14 protein-coding genes and 1 riboswitch are annotated in these 16,225 nt (G+C 48.5%); of the genes, 4 read left to right on the top strand and 10 right to left on the bottom strand.

Annotation, left to right across the window (positions count from 1 at the left end):
• Positions 1-117: 117 nt before the first annotated feature.
• The gene (gene murD / locus QGP82_RS04845; RefSeq protein WP_163669092.1) at positions 118-1,497 is read left to right on the top strand and encodes a UDP-N-acetylmuramoyl-L-alanine--D-glutamate ligase; all 1,380 of its coding nucleotides are present in this window, start codon (positions 118-120) and stop codon (positions 1,495-1,497) included.
• 62 nt (positions 1,498-1,559) lie between these two features.
• On the opposite strand, the gene QGP82_RS04840 is transcribed toward murD, so the two are convergent.
• Positions 1,560-2,345 carry a VOC family protein gene (locus tag QGP82_RS04840; protein ID WP_163669090.1) on the bottom strand — a complete coding sequence of 262 codons (786 nt, stop codon included), beginning with the start codon at positions 2,343-2,345 and terminating at the stop codon, positions 1,560-1,562.
• Between the two features lie 128 nt (positions 2,346-2,473).
• A complete protein-coding gene (puuE, locus tag QGP82_RS04835; protein WP_499057380.1) occupies positions 2,474-3,379 on the bottom strand; it encodes an allantoinase PuuE in 906 nt (301 codons plus the stop codon).
• A gap of 200 nt (positions 3,380-3,579) precedes the next feature.
• Between puuE and QGP82_RS04830 the strand changes: the two genes are divergently transcribed.
• Positions 3,580-4,431 (top strand): aldose epimerase family protein, encoded by an 852-nt coding sequence (locus QGP82_RS04830; protein ID WP_490793036.1) that lies wholly within the window; start codon positions 3,580-3,582, stop codon positions 4,429-4,431.
• Between the two features lie 234 nt (positions 4,432-4,665).
• On the opposite strand, the gene QGP82_RS04825 is transcribed toward QGP82_RS04830, so the two are convergent.
• The 8 genes from QGP82_RS04825 to QGP82_RS04790 form a co-directional block, all read right to left on the bottom strand.
• On the bottom strand, positions 4,666-6,519 hold the full coding sequence (locus QGP82_RS04825) for a caspase, EACC1-associated type (protein WP_499057378.1): 1,854 nt from the start codon (positions 6,517-6,519) through the stop codon (positions 4,666-4,668).
• Between the two features lie 32 nt (positions 6,520-6,551).
• Positions 6,552-6,923, bottom strand: a complete 372-nt coding sequence (locus QGP82_RS04820) for a hypothetical protein (RefSeq protein WP_499057376.1) — start codon at positions 6,921-6,923, stop codon at positions 6,552-6,554.
• Positions 6,924-7,053: 130 nt separating this feature from the next.
• A complete protein-coding gene (locus tag QGP82_RS04815; RefSeq protein WP_499057373.1) occupies positions 7,054-8,001 on the bottom strand; it encodes a lysylphosphatidylglycerol synthase transmembrane domain-containing protein in 948 nt (315 codons plus the stop codon).
• Between the two features lie 54 nt (positions 8,002-8,055).
• A complete protein-coding gene (locus QGP82_RS04810; protein ID WP_163699193.1) occupies positions 8,056-9,654 on the bottom strand; it encodes a hypothetical protein in 1,599 nt (532 codons plus the stop codon).
• Positions 9,655-9,762: 108 nt separating this feature from the next.
• Positions 9,763-10,746, bottom strand: a complete 984-nt coding sequence (locus tag QGP82_RS04805) for a glycosyltransferase family 2 protein (RefSeq protein WP_163699191.1) — start codon at positions 10,744-10,746, stop codon at positions 9,763-9,765.
• A gap of 22 nt (positions 10,747-10,768) precedes the next feature.
• The gene (locus tag QGP82_RS04800; protein ID WP_163669074.1) at positions 10,769-12,286 is read right to left on the bottom strand and encodes a glycosyltransferase family protein; all 1,518 of its coding nucleotides are present in this window, start codon (positions 12,284-12,286) and stop codon (positions 10,769-10,771) included.
• Between the two features lie 200 nt (positions 12,287-12,486).
• Positions 12,487-13,242 (bottom strand): ROK family protein, encoded by a 756-nt coding sequence (locus tag QGP82_RS04795; RefSeq protein WP_490793050.1) that lies wholly within the window; start codon positions 13,240-13,242, stop codon positions 12,487-12,489.
• Positions 13,243-13,300: 58 nt separating this feature from the next.
• On the bottom strand, positions 13,301-14,110 hold the full coding sequence (locus QGP82_RS04790) for a creatininase family protein (RefSeq protein ID WP_006519531.1): 810 nt from the start codon (positions 14,108-14,110) through the stop codon (positions 13,301-13,303).
• A gap of 170 nt (positions 14,111-14,280) precedes the next feature.
• Positions 14,281-14,401, top strand: a riboswitch (Glutamine riboswitch).
• A gap of 42 nt (positions 14,402-14,443) precedes the next feature.
• On the opposite strand from QGP82_RS04790, the gene QGP82_RS04785 reads away from it, so the two are divergent.
• Together QGP82_RS04785 and QGP82_RS04780 are read left to right on the top strand one after the other, a co-directional pair.
• Positions 14,444-14,614, top strand: a complete 171-nt coding sequence (locus tag QGP82_RS04785) for a DUF4278 domain-containing protein (protein ID WP_499057368.1) — start codon at positions 14,444-14,446, stop codon at positions 14,612-14,614.
• 264 nt (positions 14,615-14,878) lie between these two features.
• Positions 14,879-16,084, top strand: coding sequence for a PAS domain-containing sensor histidine kinase (locus QGP82_RS04780; protein WP_499057366.1), 1,206 nt, complete (start codon positions 14,879-14,881; stop codon positions 16,082-16,084).
• Positions 16,085-16,225 lie beyond the last annotated feature (141 nt).

The following is a 16,225-nucleotide window of genomic DNA, read 5'->3' as shown; positions in this document are numbered from 1 at the left end:
TTAGCAGATTAGAGCAGGGCCAAAAAATTTCCTTTATTCTTTACGGCCCACTCTCTACTGCCCACTCTTCCATCTAATCTGCTACATTTACTGACTTGAGATAGCAGGGAATCAACCATGGAATCAGCCAAGCTAGGTCAGTCCGAATCGCAGCCCATTGCCTATGTCATCGGCCTAGGGCTGTCTGGCGTGGCTGCAGCCCGGTTATTGAAAAAAGAAGGTTGGCACGTTGTGGTTAGCGATCGCAACAATGGCGAACGCCAGCTTGCCCAACAGGAGACATTGACCGCTGAAGGCATTGACGTCAAACTGGGTCACACATTCCCTGGCGATGATCCAATGGATCTGGCAGTCGCCAGCCCAGGTGTCCCCTGGGATGCACCTGGGCTAATGAAGGCTAGAGAAAACGGCATTATCACCATTGGTGAAATGGAGTTAGCCTGGCGGGCTCTGAGCCATTTGCCATGGCTTGGTATTACTGGCACCAATGGTAAAACGACCACCACCGAACTTGTCGCAGCCATTTTCAAAGCCGCCAAACTAAATGCCCCAGCCTGTGGCAACATTGGCTACGCGGCCTGTCAGGTTGCCCTCGATCCAGAACCTGACTGGGTACTGGCAGAACTCAGCAGTTATCAAATCGAAGCCTCCATTGGTCCTAAACCTAAAATTGGTGTTTGGACCACATTTACCCCCGACCACCTGAGCCGCCACAAAACCATTGAGAACTACTATGGGATTAAAGCTTCTCTATTAGAACGCAGCGAAAAGCGCGTTCTCAATGGTGACGATCCTTGCCTGCGAGAAACCCTGGCCAATCGTTGGGAAAATAGCTATTGGACAAGCATTGATGGTCCCAATGCCATCATGCCCTTAGTTCCCAGTACCTACATTGACCAACAAGGCTGGGTGATCCATGAAGATGAGAGAATTCTTGCTGTAGATAGCCTCAAAATGGTAGGTCGTCACAATCTGCAAAATCTTTTGATGGCTGTTGCGGCTGCCAAGCTTGCGGATATTCCCAATGAGGCCATAGCAAGTGCGATCGCAAACTTCTCTGGTGTCGCCCACCGGCTAGAATACATCACCACCTGGGAAGGTATAGATTTTATCAATGACAGCAAGGCTACCAACTACGATGCGGCAGAGGTAGGTCTCAGCTCTGTTAATAGTCCCGTCATCTTGATTGCAGGCGGTGCAGCCAAAGCAGGAGACGACACAGCTTGGCTAGAACGCATCCAGGAAAAAGTGGTTCAGGTGCTCCTCATTGGTGATGCCGCACCTCAGTTTAGCCAGCGTTTAATTGATGTCGGCTACGGTCGCTTTGAAGACGTTGGCACCATGGAAAATGCGGTGCAACGTAGTAAAGAAATTGCACTGGGCCTCAAGGCAAAAGTTGTTTTACTGTCTCCCGCTTGCGCAAGCTTTGACCAATATACAAATTTTGAAGCCCGTGGCGATGACTTCAGAAATCAATGCGAGAGATTTTTGAAATAACAGAACAACAATTTACACCCCGTGTAGGGACATTCCATGAAACGCCCCTACACGAGATTAATTTAATCGTCTGGGTCGTTTACCTGCATCAAGGCTATGATCGCCCCTTGCGGATCTTTTACCGTTGTAAAACGCCCCGGTTCAATATCGATGGGGTCCATCAAGGCTTCTCCACCCAAACGATTCACAATTGCTAGAGATTCATCCAGGTCAACAACATTAAAATACACCGCCCAAGTCGAAGGAATCTCTGGAGGCAGCTTTGCCTTATCCATGTCAAACATGCCACAGTTATCGTGGCCCTTCACCTTAGTTGAAATGTAATTGGGTGGTTTTTCATCCACCTCAAGATCCCAGCCAAAAACAGCCTTATAAAATTCCGCTGCTTTCTCTGCCCCTCGAGTTTGCAGTTCTGTCCAACAGAAGGTGTTGACCTCATTGACCAGACCGGCACCATAAAAGTCTTTGGCTTGCCAAAGACCCACAATGGCTCCCGTCGGGTCTTTCACCATGGCCATCCTACCTGAGTCCATAATGTCACAGATGGGCATTTCAACTGTGCCACCATGGTCTTGCCAACTTTTTACAGTTGCCTCTAAATCATGGGCTGTGATGTAACTACTCCAATGGGGCGGGACCTGTTGCATATTATCGGGTCTGGCAAACAGCGCGGCTACAGGGCGCTCACCCTTGAATGCCATGGAATACACACCACCTGTGTCCACCGGCATATCTTGAAACTTCCAGGAAAACAATTCTGTGTAGAACTGTTTAGCAGCTTCCTGGTCGGTGGTCATCAAATCGACCCAGCTGAATACACCATTCTCGTAACTGTCTCTGATACCCATAAGTGTCGTCTCCGGACTCAAGACAATACAAATATACTAATCATAATTCAAGCAAGTGGCTAGGTCCCCACATTACAAAATGTAGAGGCGTTGCATGCAACGCCTCTACATTTAAGGCAACGCCTCTACTAGGGCCGATGGTGCTCATGCCAATGCTGCGCAATCTCCACCCGCCGACATACCCAGACGTCTGGGTGCTGCATCACATAGTCCAAAAATCTTCCGAGAGCAGCTGCCCGTCCCGGTCGCCCTGACAATCGACAGTGTAATCCTACACTCATCATTTTGGGTGCCGTCTCCCCTTCGGCATAGAGCACATCAAACGCATCCTTGAGATACGTAAAAAACTGATCGCCCGAGTTAAACCCCTGATAGGTGGCAAACCGCATATCGTTGTTATCCAAGGTGTAAGGAATCACCAGATGGGGACGACCATAGTCCTGATTCCAGTAAGGCAGATCGTCTGCATAGCTATCAGCATCATAGAGAAAGCCCCCTGCTTCCACCACCAGACGCCGGGTATTCGGGCTCAGTCGGCCTTGATAAAAGCCTAGGGGACGGCTACCGATAACTTGAGTGTGAATTTCAATGGCTTTGCGAATATGTGCCCGTTCAGCGTCTTCGCCCACATATTGATAATCAATCCAACGATAGCCATGGCTGGCCACTTCCCAGCCTGCCTCCACCATGGCTTTGCCAGCGGTAGGATTACGCTCCAGGGCCATCGCCACCGCATAGACCGTCACCGGCAGGTTGCGCTGGGTAAACAGCCGATGCAATCGCCAAAATCCCGCACGACTGCCATACTCATACATGGATTCCATGTTGATATTGCGCACCCCTGGTAGTGGAGCTGCCCCTACGGTTTCAGATAGAAAAGCTTCAGAGGCTGGATCGCCATGCAGGATACAGTTTTCGCCGCCTTCTTCATAATTGATAACAAACTGTAGCGCTAGTCGAGCGTTATTGGGCCATTGAGGATGGGGAGGATTTTGACCATAGCCAATGAGATCACGGGGATAGCCAGCAGACATATAGCAGCAAACCTCGATAGTGAATAAAGGTTAGCCAGAATATTAGCGTAAGGAGAAAGTAGAAACGGATTCTGTATAGATTGTGTACGGAGGCAATCGGGCAACAAAGCCCATAAAGATTCCGTGGTGGTGTCCCAGATTGCATGGCAAAAGGACTATCCTATGGCAGTGTTTAGAAGCAACGCCCCGAGGAAACCCCTATGAGTACTATTACGACTGAAAAACAGCAGTATTTAACCTATTTATTGACTGATGGCGATTCCCAGGTGGCTGTAGTACCAGAGCGTGGGGGCATCGTCACTAGCTGGCAAATCCAGGGAAAAGAGGTCTTCTATCTAGATACAGAACGATTCAAAGATCCTAACCTCTCGGTGCGAGGTGGTATTCCATTACTATTTCCCATTTGCGGCAACCTGGTAGACGACACCTATACCCTTGCAGGCGAAACCTACATGCTTAAGCAGCATGGCTTTGGCCGCACATCGCCGTGGGAAGTAACCCAAAAATCCACCGATGATGGAGCTAGTTTAACTATCACGCTCAAAAGCAACGATGAGACTCGCGCTGTTTATCCTTTTGATTTCCAGTTAGACTTTATTTACACCCTTAAAGGCAATACATTGGAGCAGCGTTTCCGTCACACAAATTTATCTGGCCAGCCCATGCCTTTTTCGACGGGCACACACCCATATTTTGCAGTAGCCGATAAGACTAAGCTCGTCTTCGAAATCCCGTCTACCGATTATAAAATCAAGGGTGGTAGAGATGTGTTTGCTTATAATGGTCGATTTGATTTTGATCAAGAAGAGATTGACTTTGCTTTCATTAATCTTGAAGGACAAACAGCCACTGTAAAAGATGGTGATACTACATTAACCATCTCCTATGACGAGAATTATTCCACCCTGGTTTTCTGGACCGTAAAAGGAAAAGATTTTTATTGTCTAGAGCCTTGGAGTGGTCCTCGCAATGCTATCAATACCGGCGACTTTTTGCTAAGTGCAGCCCCCCAAGAAACTGTGGAAACTGTTATTTCTATGACCCTTAGCTAGAGGGTATCAGGAGTTAGGGGTCAGAGTTCTAGTAGCTCACTGAACCCTGACCCCTAACTCCTAAGCCTGCAAGCTGCCATCTGACACCCATCCGAATTCATTAAACCTGATTAAAATAGACCATTCTGTAGGAGTACTCCCTTGTGGATGCCCTGCGATACCGAGCGCTATCAGTCAGGATTTTGTATGAGAGAAAATTGTAAGTGGTGACAGTCGTTACCAGCAGTACTCAGCTTAATTGCCTGGTGTAATAGGAGCTAGGTGAATAGCTCGGTTAACGCTTGCTTTATGCTCAAAGGGTGTGAATGTTCTAACCATCTGTCTTGCAACTGAAGAGTATTTAAGCAACGTTTCATCTACGCTATGTAGATCCATGATATAGACCTTATTGCCTAGCTGTCGGGCAATGCGTTCCCCTTTTACCGGCTTACCCCTATTATCATTGCCGTACCAAGCTTTGCACACAAAGCCTTCGGGTGGAGGAGTGCAAGCACTACCATCGCGGTATCGAACATGTTTAAAGTCGGGTACATCTTTTAGGACATATTCGCTGAATTCATCTGTTGGTATAGGACTTTGAATAGTTGTTACATTAATTGTCCCCGTAAAATGACCATCTAATGATTTAAAAACTACTTTGTCTATGGTGTCAGATTTAATCTCTTCCACTGTGTAAGATTTGGGAATGACGACTTGATATAAGTTGTGAGGGTGATTATAAAGCGTTGAAGAATTAGATATTAGTTGTGGATTGTCTATGGGTGATTCGGTGTCGGGAATTTGAGCATCACGATCCTGGGTATCGGGAATCTCAATAGTGGGGATATCAGGATTATTGATAGTTGGGTTAGAAGAGACGTTTGTGAATAGTGCGATCGCACCAACGATAACCCCAACACCTGCAATACTCCCCATTAACCACAGAAAGTTAATCGACTTAGACTGTGGTTTCTCCTCAGGAGACAATAACGGTGAGATTTGCTGAACTACAGGTGCTGGTTCAGGCTGAGGGGCTGGCGTTGGTTCAGGTGAGGGGGCAAATTTTGCCTCTATCGGCGCTACATCCACATTTTCTAACCCTAAGACCTGTTTAAACCGATCGAGTTCGCTACGGGTTATTTGGGTAATCGGTTGCTGCTTTTGAACGGCTTGAGTAAACGCAGTTTCATATTGCTGCAAACGTTGTTGATATTCCTGATAAGGATGCAGGACTTCTGCCTCAATGGTGGCCGCCTCATCAGCTGAAATGCCCAACTGCTTTTGTAAGACATTAAGGGTGGAGCGACCAATGGCTGAGATCTCACCACGGCTAGCAAACTGTTCTATTTCTTTGCGATATCGCAGTTTAGGATCATTTATCGGTGCTTGAGCCACATGAATTTTAAACCCTTCTTCTACGATGTAGATTTTGGGCCTCATTGCTGGAGCGGCTTCTTGCACCTTGGCGCTGGCATATTCATGGAGCTCATCAATGGAGATAAACCCATCATTGTCAGTGTCGGCTGCACCAGTTTGAATGCCTTCGATAATAAATCGGGTATAAACCGATAGGGTTTCTTGATCTTGTTCAAAGGAATATTGTGTTGAAGAAGAAGACGTGAGAACGGCCCGACCTTCTCCACCTAGCTGGGTTTGCAGGTCAACCGTATCATCACTTTTAGCCTGCATCCCTTCCGCAAAGGCCCCACTAAAGCAACAGTCTAAAATAATGACTTGCCGTTTACAGCGGCTATTGTCCATGATGTCGTGGAGAAAGCTAGCTGGCACTGCCGTGGCTTTCACCAGCTCGCCCCTAGCATTTTTACGGGTTAGACGGGTAGCAAAATACAAGCGGCCCCTATCGTCTTTAATGCCATGGCCCGAAAAAAAGACTAATGCCAAGTCTTCTTTTTTTCGGCCTGAAAAAATAACTTCAACCGCTTCCTGTAACTCTAGGGGGTCAGGGTTTTCAAGGACCTGAATTTCATCAAAATTGCCTTGCTGCTCCAGGACTTGTTTCATGGCAGCAGCATCCTTAACAGCGCCAGGGAGAGGGGCCAAGCCAGCTTGATACTCACTGACACCTACAATTAAAGCGACCTTAGCCATACTTACGCTCTCTCCCTATGTGATGCTAGCCATTAGGCCGCGATGAATGCCTGAGCCTGTTGAATAGCAGCTTCTAAGTCGGCCCGATTGCTGGCACTGACCTTGAGCTTTTTACCGTTGCCTTCTACCTCCAGCTCAATAGTCTTTCCACCTAGACGGTCGCGCAGAAATTCGAAGGCTTGTTTAGCATTGGCTGCATTGACTTCAGCGGTGAGGACACCCACTAAAAAGCCACCCAAAGACTTATTCCCAATGGGTGGGCTAGGATCTTTGACGCGGGCAACGACTACATCTTCCAGCTCTCGGATTTGTGGCAAGAGCTTATCCACTTCCTCATCCCGTTCTTCGTTGTCTAGTTCGGGGTCATTAAAAATGATGGTGTACTTAACAGTGGCGTCTGTCATGGGTTGGCGTGAAAATTTATTTAATTTTCTAACCCCCACTTAAGGGGTCTCAGGTTGATACACAAAGCATAGTGTGCATTCCCTATTCCCATGTGGAGCAGAGTGAATCTTTGTAGATTGTCTATTGGCTCTAGGCTTTTTTAAATTGTTTGACGGTGCTCAAGTACTGGTTCAAGAAAGGCAACCCACCAATGGCAGGCAGGAAATAGCGAGAGGTGCACAGAACGCCTAAGGCAGCGCCAGTTGCTGCACTAAAGTAGGGCGCGTAAAGAGCAACTAAGGCGGCATCACGGGTGCCGACACCGGCAAAGGTGAGAGGCAACAAACCAGCCAAAATTGCTAAAGGCGAAAGGGCGAAACTTATCACAGGTGGTGCCCAGGCATTTAGGGCCAGGATAAAGAGCCAAATCTGCAATAGGTGCAGAAACCAAACAAAAATTGACATGCCAGCAATGCGGGTGAGCTGGGTAGGATTACCCCAAAAATAATCATGCATTTCGTCCCAGGAGTCTTGAAACGAGGCTAGCTTTTCGGCAATTTTTTTAGGGGCAATGCGGCGCATCGTGGTGAATCCTGTTCTGGCAAACCCTTTGGACCCCAGCATCAAAAGACCAAAAATTAAACCGCCGAGAATGCCCGCAGTCATGGTCCAAAAGAAGGCATCTTTCTGGGGGTAAAGGATGAGGCCAAAAGCACACCACAGTAGCAGCGATAGCATGTCGCAGGCTTTTTCAAAAATGACAATAGATAGAGACAGGGTACCGCTGAGATTACCCCTCTCTTTCATAAAGTAAGACTTAGCAATGTCGCCCATTTTTGAGGGTAGCACCATGTTGAGTACGCTGGCGGCCAAGATTAGTTTGTTGGCCTCCCAAATGCTGAGTTTTGCCTGTACAGGAATCAGCTGCTTTAGCCGCCAACCGGTGAAAAATGTAATGGGAATAACCATACCCAGGCTCACCACCATCCAGAAAGGATCGCACTCTCGGAAAACTTTAATGAGCTCGGGAAAATTGATCTTGTTGTACAAGATCACCAAAATGAGGGTGCTAACAAAAATAGATATAAAACGTTTCATATGATTTTTAGGTGGAGACGTTCCATGGAACGCCTGTACATTGGGAAAATCAGCCTACAATTGCCGTTCAACCTCCAGAGGCTGAGTCGACGAAAGAGAATGCACCTCATTAGTTAAATCTTTCCAGGGTTGCAGCTGACCTGACTGAAATGTACGGCTCATGACGACATAGATAGAGGTCTGGTCACTACCGATACCAGCGGTGAGAACATTGTTCCAGCCGCTGGTAGCCATAAGCTTATCTGTGAGCATCCAATGACCGTCTTGCCATTGAAACGTTCGCTGAAATCGGAATGGAGCGTCATTTTTGCCGGTAATCAGCATCTTTTGCAATAGCTTACGGATCAAATTAGGGAAAAATCGACCAACCGTTAGCATCACCACCCGCAGAATCATTAGATTTAGGGGGGTCATTTGCTTTTGTTTAGCCCAACCTAAAGGGCCTTCGATGGTGATTTGGTTCTCCTGGATGTCGTATTGATAATCGCCGACCAAATGACCAACGGCATTTTTTATCTTGCCGCTGTCTTTTACCTGTAATGAAAACTGGGTATCTGAAAGGACCAGCTTGTTATTGCGGAAAAACTTAAAGGCTCCACCTTTATTTAGGGCCAGGTAAAGCTTTGTGTCGGCTCGCTGGTCGATCAGAATGCGGGCATTGGGGAACCACACGCGCCCCAGATGTGGGGGCTGCGTCGGTGGGCGAACATCGACAAAATCTTTCCAGGTCAGCAAATAATTCCAGGTGTGGTGACCAACAATGTGGTCATCGGCATAGCAAGAGCCACACCCATTTTGCAGACCTTTGAGAAAGCGGTCGTTGAGACTCAGGGCTTCAGGCATCCAGCGACCCACTAGCTCGAAGCCATGGGGGAAATAGTTGTAGGTGTTGCGGCTGGTGTACTCACCGCCATAGGAGCCATCGGGGTGGACAAAATGGCTAGCAAGACGGACACCGTTTGCGATCGCATCCCTTAACCGCTCATCGTTGCGATCGCCCAGGTCATACACCCGAGCCAAACAAGCAATCGTCAGGGTGTGATATCCCGGATCGCAGCCCTCATACTCCTGGAACCATCCCTCAGAATCCTGCCAGGACAGCACCTGCTCCAATCGTTGCTGAATTGCCCCCTGCCATTTCTGCGTATTCAGGACCCGAGAGGCTAGCTCTAAGCATAGAACAATCAGTGCCTGGTGATTGGTCAGACGACCGCTTTCTTGGTGGTGGGCTAACCAATCAGCCCGAGTTTCAAAAAATTTGAGAGCCTGCTGATTCTCCAGTTTCAACAATCGATAGCTTTCTAAACAGGCTAGTAACGAAAACGCAGCTGCCCCACCCGCTCGCTCAAAGGGGAAATAATCATCACAGGACCCATCCGGGTGGGCACTCTTCGCCGCAAACAAAATTCCTGCTTCTACCCAGGTCTTAATATTGGGCTGCTGATAGTAAGGATTATCCGGCAGTGGCATGTCGTAGACCAATGCTAGGGGCCAGACAAACTCCTGGGACATGCCACTGGGAAAGTCAATAATCTTGTATTGCCAATAATTGCGATCAAAGCAGCCGTAGTTAGGACTGTGGGGGTTACGGTCCTGCAATGTCAGAATTTTAGGAATTTCAGCGAGGGCGGCTTTAGCAAATAAGTCTTTCATATAAGCGGGGGAATAAACATAGGGTGCGGTTGAGGCACAAAACCCAACAAGGCAAAGAAATCCAGGAGCGCAGGAGGGTGGGCACCGTCCACCAAAAAGAATAAAGCGTTACCTCATTTCTTTCTCTCGATGCTTGTTCATGTGCTCCTCAATCTCCGACCGTCGCAGACGCAGCTGAATATCCTCCAGCAGCTTCCGGTTCGCCGACATCAAATCGGCAATCAAACCAAAGATCCAGCACTGAACGCCAATTAAAATCAAGATGGCTGAAAAAATCAGACTGGGCACATGACTGCGCCCGGTTTGCTCAAACTCAGTGAGAAACAACCAGATCCAGCGAACACTCAGTAAAAAGCCCAGCCCAAAGGGAATCGCCCCCAGAATCGTAAAAAACGACAGGGGACGATAGGTGATAAAGATGCGCAGAATCGTAAATAGAGACCGCTGCACATAGGACGTAATGCTTTTAACCAGACGAGAGGGCCGCAGATAGCCGTTGGTACGAATAGGGACCGATGCAACCGCCATACCCTTTTGCCCAGCTTGAATGATGGTTTCTAGGGTATAGGTATATTCGTTAAAGACGTTAAGCTGCATGGCCGCATTGCGACTGATGGCGCGAAAGCCGCTGGGAGCATCGGCAACGGGGGTATTGCTGGCTACCCGCACAGCCCAGCTACCGAGGCGTTGCAGTATCTTTTTGATGGGCGAAAAGTGTTGGATTTCCATGATCGGACGCTCGCCAACCACAATTTCAGCCTCGCCATGGAGAATTGGCTCAATTAGCTTAGGAATATCCGCTGCACAATATTGGTTGTCAGCATCGGTATTGACAATGATGTCGGCTCCAGCTTTGAGGCAAGCATCTAAGCCGGCCATAAATCCACGGGCCAGTCCTTGGTTATGGTCAAAGTTGACAACGTGGTCCACCCCCCACTCTTTGGCGACATCCACCGTGCGGTCAACACTGCCATCGTTAATGATCAGCCATTCAACGTGATCCACACCAGGCACCTGCCGTGGCAGTTCCGACAGGGTAACCCCCAGGGTATTTTCTTCGTTGTAACAGGGAATTTGAATAATAAGTTTCATAGGAGATGCCTGTGATGCTTGCCTAGAAGGGGATTTGGCTCGATTTTAGTTTAATAGGGGGCTTTAACCCGATCTGCCAGCTGAGGCGTAGGAGTGCAATACCGATGGCTACCATGGTGGCTGCGATCGCAACTCCAACCCATATGGGAAGACCCACGGCGGGTAAAAACCACCACCATACGGCCACAATCCTTAGCAACTCAGCTTTCGTAAACTCGCCACGCGGTGGCGGTTCGCCGACATTGCTAATGATCTCTTGCACAGGGGTATTAAATGCATCCGTTAACTGTCGCCCAGCTGCACCCCAAATATTAAAAATCGGTGCCTGGGAAGGCTCACTCCAAAGCGACACGGTTTGCATCAGCAAATCCATACTTTGGTCGGAAACCTCAGCAAAATAACGCTGATAGTAGGTCAATAGTATGGGGGCATTGACCAAGAAACCCAACACAATCAGGCCCACTAACGGCATCCGCCAACGCTTACCCAACAGACCAACAGCGACCATCATCGCCGGAATGATGGGGACTAAGAAACGAGGCCCCCAATTCCAACCGTTAAAGTCCCAGCCACTGTGCAGCAGCCAAAAGCTAGCCACAATGCCAAATAGAGCAACAAACTCCAACTTACGACGCTGCCACAATACCCAAAAACCAACAATGGCCAAAATTGTGGGAGGGCAGTACCAAAACAAACCACCGCCGCTACCAGGACTAACTAACTGCCCCAGAGCCCGCATCAAAAAGCCGTCTCCGCCTAACTGCGAGGTGTCTTGCCCCGATGAGGTAAAACTGCCAAACCGGACATAGTTATAGGCCAGAAACAGACCAACACCGATGGCGGTGCCAAGGCAGGGGGCCAAAATGCGATCCCAGCTACAGCGTCGCAGCAAAAAATATAGGGCCAACACCGGACCCAGGAGAATGCCAGCCGGTTTAGCCGCAATGGCCAAGGCAACCAATAACCCGCTTGTCCAATGCTCCCAACGGTATTTTCCAAATGCCAGATAGAGGGCCAGGGTAATGATGAACGCTAAAAGCGGCTCAGCAAAAAACTCACGGGCATAGACCATGGCCGTGGTGCCAAAGGCATAGCCAATGACGGCGATAAAGGCCCCCCGACGCTGCCCTCCCAGTCTTAGAGTTAAGGCATAAATCAGGATAGCGGTAGCAGCTGTTAGCAAAATGTTGAGCACCAGACCTAAACTTGCGGATGTGTACCTCACAGGCAAGTTAAACGCCTCGCCAAGGATCATGCCGAACCAAACAAAGGGCATGGCAATGATGGGCAGTAGTGGATAACGAATAGAGTAGAATTGTCCATCCGGTCCCTGGATGCCCCCTGTTCCTTCAGGAATAGAAAAGTTGCCCTTTTGAATCAGGGATTGGGACATGTGCAACATATCGTTGCCATCCACCCCCCAAATACCTGGTTTGAGGAAGGCCAAATAGATCAGACTAATAGCAACAAATAAAGCAATGGTCGGACACCCAAAAAGCTGATGGTGTTTTGCTGGTGGATCCTTTACCTGGCCAGTCATATGGAAATTTAATTGGTGTTCGCGTGTTTAGAAATCAAAATAAGAACCAGCCTAAATCTTGAGGATTAAGCCAACAGCTTGCTCAAAATTCAAAACTTTCTAATACATGGTGCCCGCTGCCTCAATGGGAGACAGCAGCGGTATCCCCTTTTCTATTAAATCGGATATTAAAAGAATTGATAGGAAGAATGCAGGTGTTCTCATTCTCGCCATAGGGCAATTCCACCCAGCAGCCCCAATACGTTGGGTACAATGGCAGCATTAGGTGGCAGCTTCAGAGTGATGTGCTTGGTTTCACCACCACCGATGTAGAGGTGATCGTAGTTGAATAAGTGCCCAAGGGAATCCATGGCCTTTTGCAAGCGGCGGTTCCATTTTTCCTTACCCACTCTTTCAAGGGCAGCCCGGCCTAACTGCTCTTCATAGGATTCTGCTTTGCGAAAGCGATGGTGAGCCATTTCTAAGTTAGGCACCAGATGACCATTGACGAATAGGGCAGAGCCAAATCCAGTGCCCAGGGTAATGACTAACTCCACACCTTCCCCTGAGATTGCCCCAAAGCCTTGAATATCAGCGTCATTGGCTACTCTCACAGGGCAGTTTAATCGCTGAGTTAAGCGTTCGGCTAAGGGATAGTTAACCCATGATTTGTCCAGATTGACGGCGGTGTAGGTGATACCGTGACGCACCACACCCGGAAAACCAACGGAGGCGCGGTCAAAAGCGGGTTGGTCAGCAGCGAGTTTTGCGATCGCATCCATCACCGTCTCCGGTTTAGCGGGTGATGGGGTTTTGAGCCGTGCTCGCTCCCCCAGGGGTTGACCCGCTGCATCTAGCAGGATCACTTTAATGCCGCTGCCACCAATATCGATAGCCAATGTAACCGCTGCTTTTTGATCGGTTGCGGCTTTCTGGGTGTCAGGTTGATTGGGGGCAGGTTGCTTAGTGGTTAGCATGGAAACTCCTTGGCCAGGTTAGGTGGTAATGGCAAGTGCCTCCTATTCTGCCCCTCGATCACTCACGCCAACGCTGGGGTGGTTCGAACCGATAAATTTCTTCCAAAACTGTTACCCAGCCAGTTGCCACATCGGCCAAAATTTGCTCGCCCTTTTCCGCCGTGGCTACGGTTGCATCCCCGACAACGCCACTTTTAGAAATGTCACGGGTGGTCCAGCTAAAGGGCAGCGCACCTTCCAAGCTTAAAAGCGTTTCATGATCAGGTTTAGGTGGATATTCTTTAACGGCTCGGTCCATGTGAACCTGGTCGGGTAAAATCGCCAGCATCAAACTGGTTTCAGCATCCCCGGCGTGAATACCCTCCTGACGCTCCTGGGGGTTTAGCAGCTGGCCTACCTGGTGGGGCACTTGCCAGACAAAGTGGGGAAATACCCAAAAATCCGGCTGTCTCTGATGGATATCGCGGGCCACAATGTCCAGGACCTGGGGTTGTCCGCCATGGGAGTTAAGGAATACTAGTTTGCGAAACCCAGCACGATAAACACTCTCTGCTACATCTGTGAGCACAGCCATTAGGGTTGACGCTGATAGGGTAATGGTGCCCGGAAAACCCCAGTGCTCGTTAGATTTGCCATAGCAAAGCGGCGGCAGGCAATAGGCCGGAATCGATGGCTCTAATTGCTCCAGGGCACGGCCAATGATGGCGAGTCCCAGGGCTGTATCAACCGCTATGGGCAGGTGAGGGCCGTGTTGTTCAATGGCACCCACAGGTTGGATAATCACAACCTGCTCCTTATCAGCCATGGTGTCGATGTCTTGCCAGGTGAGGTAGGGGTAGAAGCGATGGGATGGAATAGTTTGGTTCATCATATGCGGGGTAGAGACTGTAGAGGCGTTCCATGGAACGCCTCTACAGTCGGAAATTGGAGCTCTTAATTAATTCTGTGCCCTAAGCCAATACACGTAAGCTTCTAAAAGAAAACAAAAAAAGATTGACAATATAATCTTGTCTTCTGTATATTTGAATACAGAAACGAAACGTTCATTCCTCTCCGGATTAATTGCATCTACCAGTTGCGTTTGGTCTTGATGGGAACGGAAGTAGGAAGGGTGGCCATTGACTGTTAGCCATTGACTGTCCAACTGAAGGAACGCGCCTCATCTTAACTCTCTACGCTGATTATTAAGGAGGCGAAATCCATGCAACTGTCTTACCGTGGAGTTAAATACACTGTTCCTGAGCGCAACGTCGCTGTTGAAGATGGTGATGTTGTTCGTTACCGTGGCGTATCTTATCGTGTGAAAAAGGCTGTAGGCTCTGCACATGGTCATGTACATGGTCTAAAGTATCGCGGTGCTCAGGTCCGCTAAGGTTTAGCGTTTCCCTTTCGTTACAAGGGTGCGTATAGAACAGCTATACTGTTCCATTCAATTTGTTTTGATTTCACGGGTTCCTTCTAGTTTGAAGGAGCCTTTTTTATTAGACAATTGAATATCATTCTTGCTTCTTGACCTGGGGTATTATGCTGAGAGCCATAAGTCTGTTGTGCTGTGCTCTCTTTCCTAGCAGGTTTATCAATAGGATTATCGTTTCTTTTGGTTGCCCGCCTACGTTCTGGTGCTAGGCGGAAAGCTTTGTTTGAACGTATCAGTATTCAGCCTGAGGCCCAATTTTTTTCTTACGAAGCTCAGATTGCCAGCGCCATTGCCAATCAGAGCACACTGGTGGATGAGCTACAGACTGAAGTCGATGAAAACAATCGGGTTCTACAATATGCACCGTTGGGGTATTTGAAAATCGATGAGGAAAATCGTCTGCTCTGGTGTAACGCTAAGGCCAGGCAACTTTTAGGGATTGAGCAGACTGACTACACATCCCCCAGATTGCTCCTGGCGATCGCAAGATCCTATGAGTTGGACCACCTTGTTGAACAGACTCGTGAAAGCCAGATTGAGTGCAAAAAGGAATGGACACTCAGGTCGATTTCCCCTGATCCCGCCAATGTTTTAGAAGGACCGGTCTATCCCTTGAGCGGTTACGGTATTCCGTTAAGTCGTGGCCATGTCGGCATATTTCTGGAGAACCGTCAGGAAGCCGTAACCCTGGCACAGCAACGGGATCGCTGGACGTCAGATGTGGCCCATGAGTTAAAAACTCCGCTAACGTCAATTCGTTTGGTGGGCGAAACCCTACGCAATCGGATTGATCCCAGCCTCGTCAACTGGGCCGATAGACTATTGCGGGAAGTGAATCGTTTGAGTGCGTTAGTCGATGACATGCTGAGCCTAAGTCATATAGAACATCGCCAGCAGGAGCAATTAGAAGAAACCGACTTGGTTAAGTTACTACAGCAGGCGTGGCAAAGTTTGGAACCCCAGGCAAAACAGTGGGATAAGCATTTGGAGTACCAAGGGCCTGAACATGCGATCGCAGCCGTTAACAGCGGATTGATATATCGTATGTTGCTCAATTTATTGGACAACGCATTGAAATATAGTCCCTCGCATCAGACTATCCATGTCCATTACCAGCCTTCTGAGAAAGCCGGTATTCAGGGCATGTTACTCGATGTTTTTGACTGTGGTGAAGGTTTTTTAGAAAAAGATTTGGCCTTTGTTTTTGATCGTTTTTATCGCTCCGATGTCTCACGCACTCGTTCGGGGGATGATGCGATCTCAAAAGGCACAGGATTGGGATTATCCATTGTTCAAAAAATTGTGGAGTTTCATCAAGGCACTGTACAAGCTCGCAACCACCCTGAAACTGGAGGCGCTTGGCTACAGGTTTGGCTGCCCAAGTCTCTGAACAGGACAGATGCAGACTATTCGGTGTCTAAGTAACGTGTTCATTACGTAGAATCACTGATGTACACTAAGACAGAGCTTCAAACTTTTCTGTATTAACAGGCTTAGTTAAAGTGCTGTAACATGCACCCGAGGTTGATCTTCAAAAGAATATATTTGGTTGGGAGCATTGTCTAA

It is taken from the genome of Leptothoe sp. LEGE 181152, assembly GCF_032906605.1.
In the GTDB taxonomy this organism is placed as follows: domain Bacteria; phylum Cyanobacteriota; class Cyanobacteriia; order Phormidesmidales; family Phormidesmidaceae; genus Leptothoe; species Leptothoe turfae.
This window is presented reverse-complemented; position numbering and strand designations above follow the sequence as displayed.

What these genes read in the sequence shown, in the direction of transcription:
- puuE (WP_499057380.1), bottom strand. Translation starts at nt 3,379, where the DNA reads ATGTCTGCTGGCTATCCCCGTGATCTCATTGGCTATGGTCAAAATCCT.
- QGP82_RS04820 (WP_499057376.1), bottom strand. Translation starts at nt 6,923, where the DNA reads ATGACAGACGCCACTGTTAAGTACACCATCATTTTTAATGACCCCGAA.
- QGP82_RS04795 (WP_490793050.1), bottom strand. Translation starts at nt 13,242, where the DNA reads ATGCTAACCACTAAGCAACCTGCCCCCAATCAACCTGACACCCAGAAA.
- QGP82_RS04800 (WP_163669074.1), bottom strand. Translation starts at nt 12,286, where the DNA reads ATGACTGGCCAGGTAAAGGATCCACCAGCAAAACACCATCAGCTTTTT.
- QGP82_RS04815 (WP_499057373.1), bottom strand. Translation starts at nt 8,001, where the DNA reads ATGAAACGTTTTATATCTATTTTTGTTAGCACCCTCATTTTGGTGATC.
- QGP82_RS04785 (WP_499057368.1), top strand. Translation starts at nt 14,444, where the DNA reads ATGCAACTGTCTTACCGTGGAGTTAAATACACTGTTCCTGAGCGCAAC.
- QGP82_RS04840 (WP_163669090.1), bottom strand. Translation starts at nt 2,345, where the DNA reads ATGGGTATCAGAGACAGTTACGAGAATGGTGTATTCAGCTGGGTCGAT.
- QGP82_RS04805 (WP_163699191.1), bottom strand. Translation starts at nt 10,746, where the DNA reads ATGAAACTTATTATTCAAATTCCCTGTTACAACGAAGAAAATACCCTG.
- QGP82_RS04790 (WP_006519531.1), bottom strand. Translation starts at nt 14,110, where the DNA reads ATGAACCAAACTATTCCATCCCATCGCTTCTACCCCTACCTCACCTGG.
- QGP82_RS04830 (WP_490793036.1), top strand. Translation starts at nt 3,580, where the DNA reads ATGAGTACTATTACGACTGAAAAACAGCAGTATTTAACCTATTTATTG.
- QGP82_RS04825 (WP_499057378.1), bottom strand. Translation starts at nt 6,519, where the DNA reads ATGGCTAAGGTCGCTTTAATTGTAGGTGTCAGTGAGTATCAAGCTGGC.
- murD (WP_163669092.1), top strand. Translation starts at nt 118, where the DNA reads ATGGAATCAGCCAAGCTAGGTCAGTCCGAATCGCAGCCCATTGCCTAT.
- QGP82_RS04810 (WP_163699193.1), bottom strand. Translation starts at nt 9,654, where the DNA reads ATGAAAGACTTATTTGCTAAAGCCGCCCTCGCTGAAATTCCTAAAATT.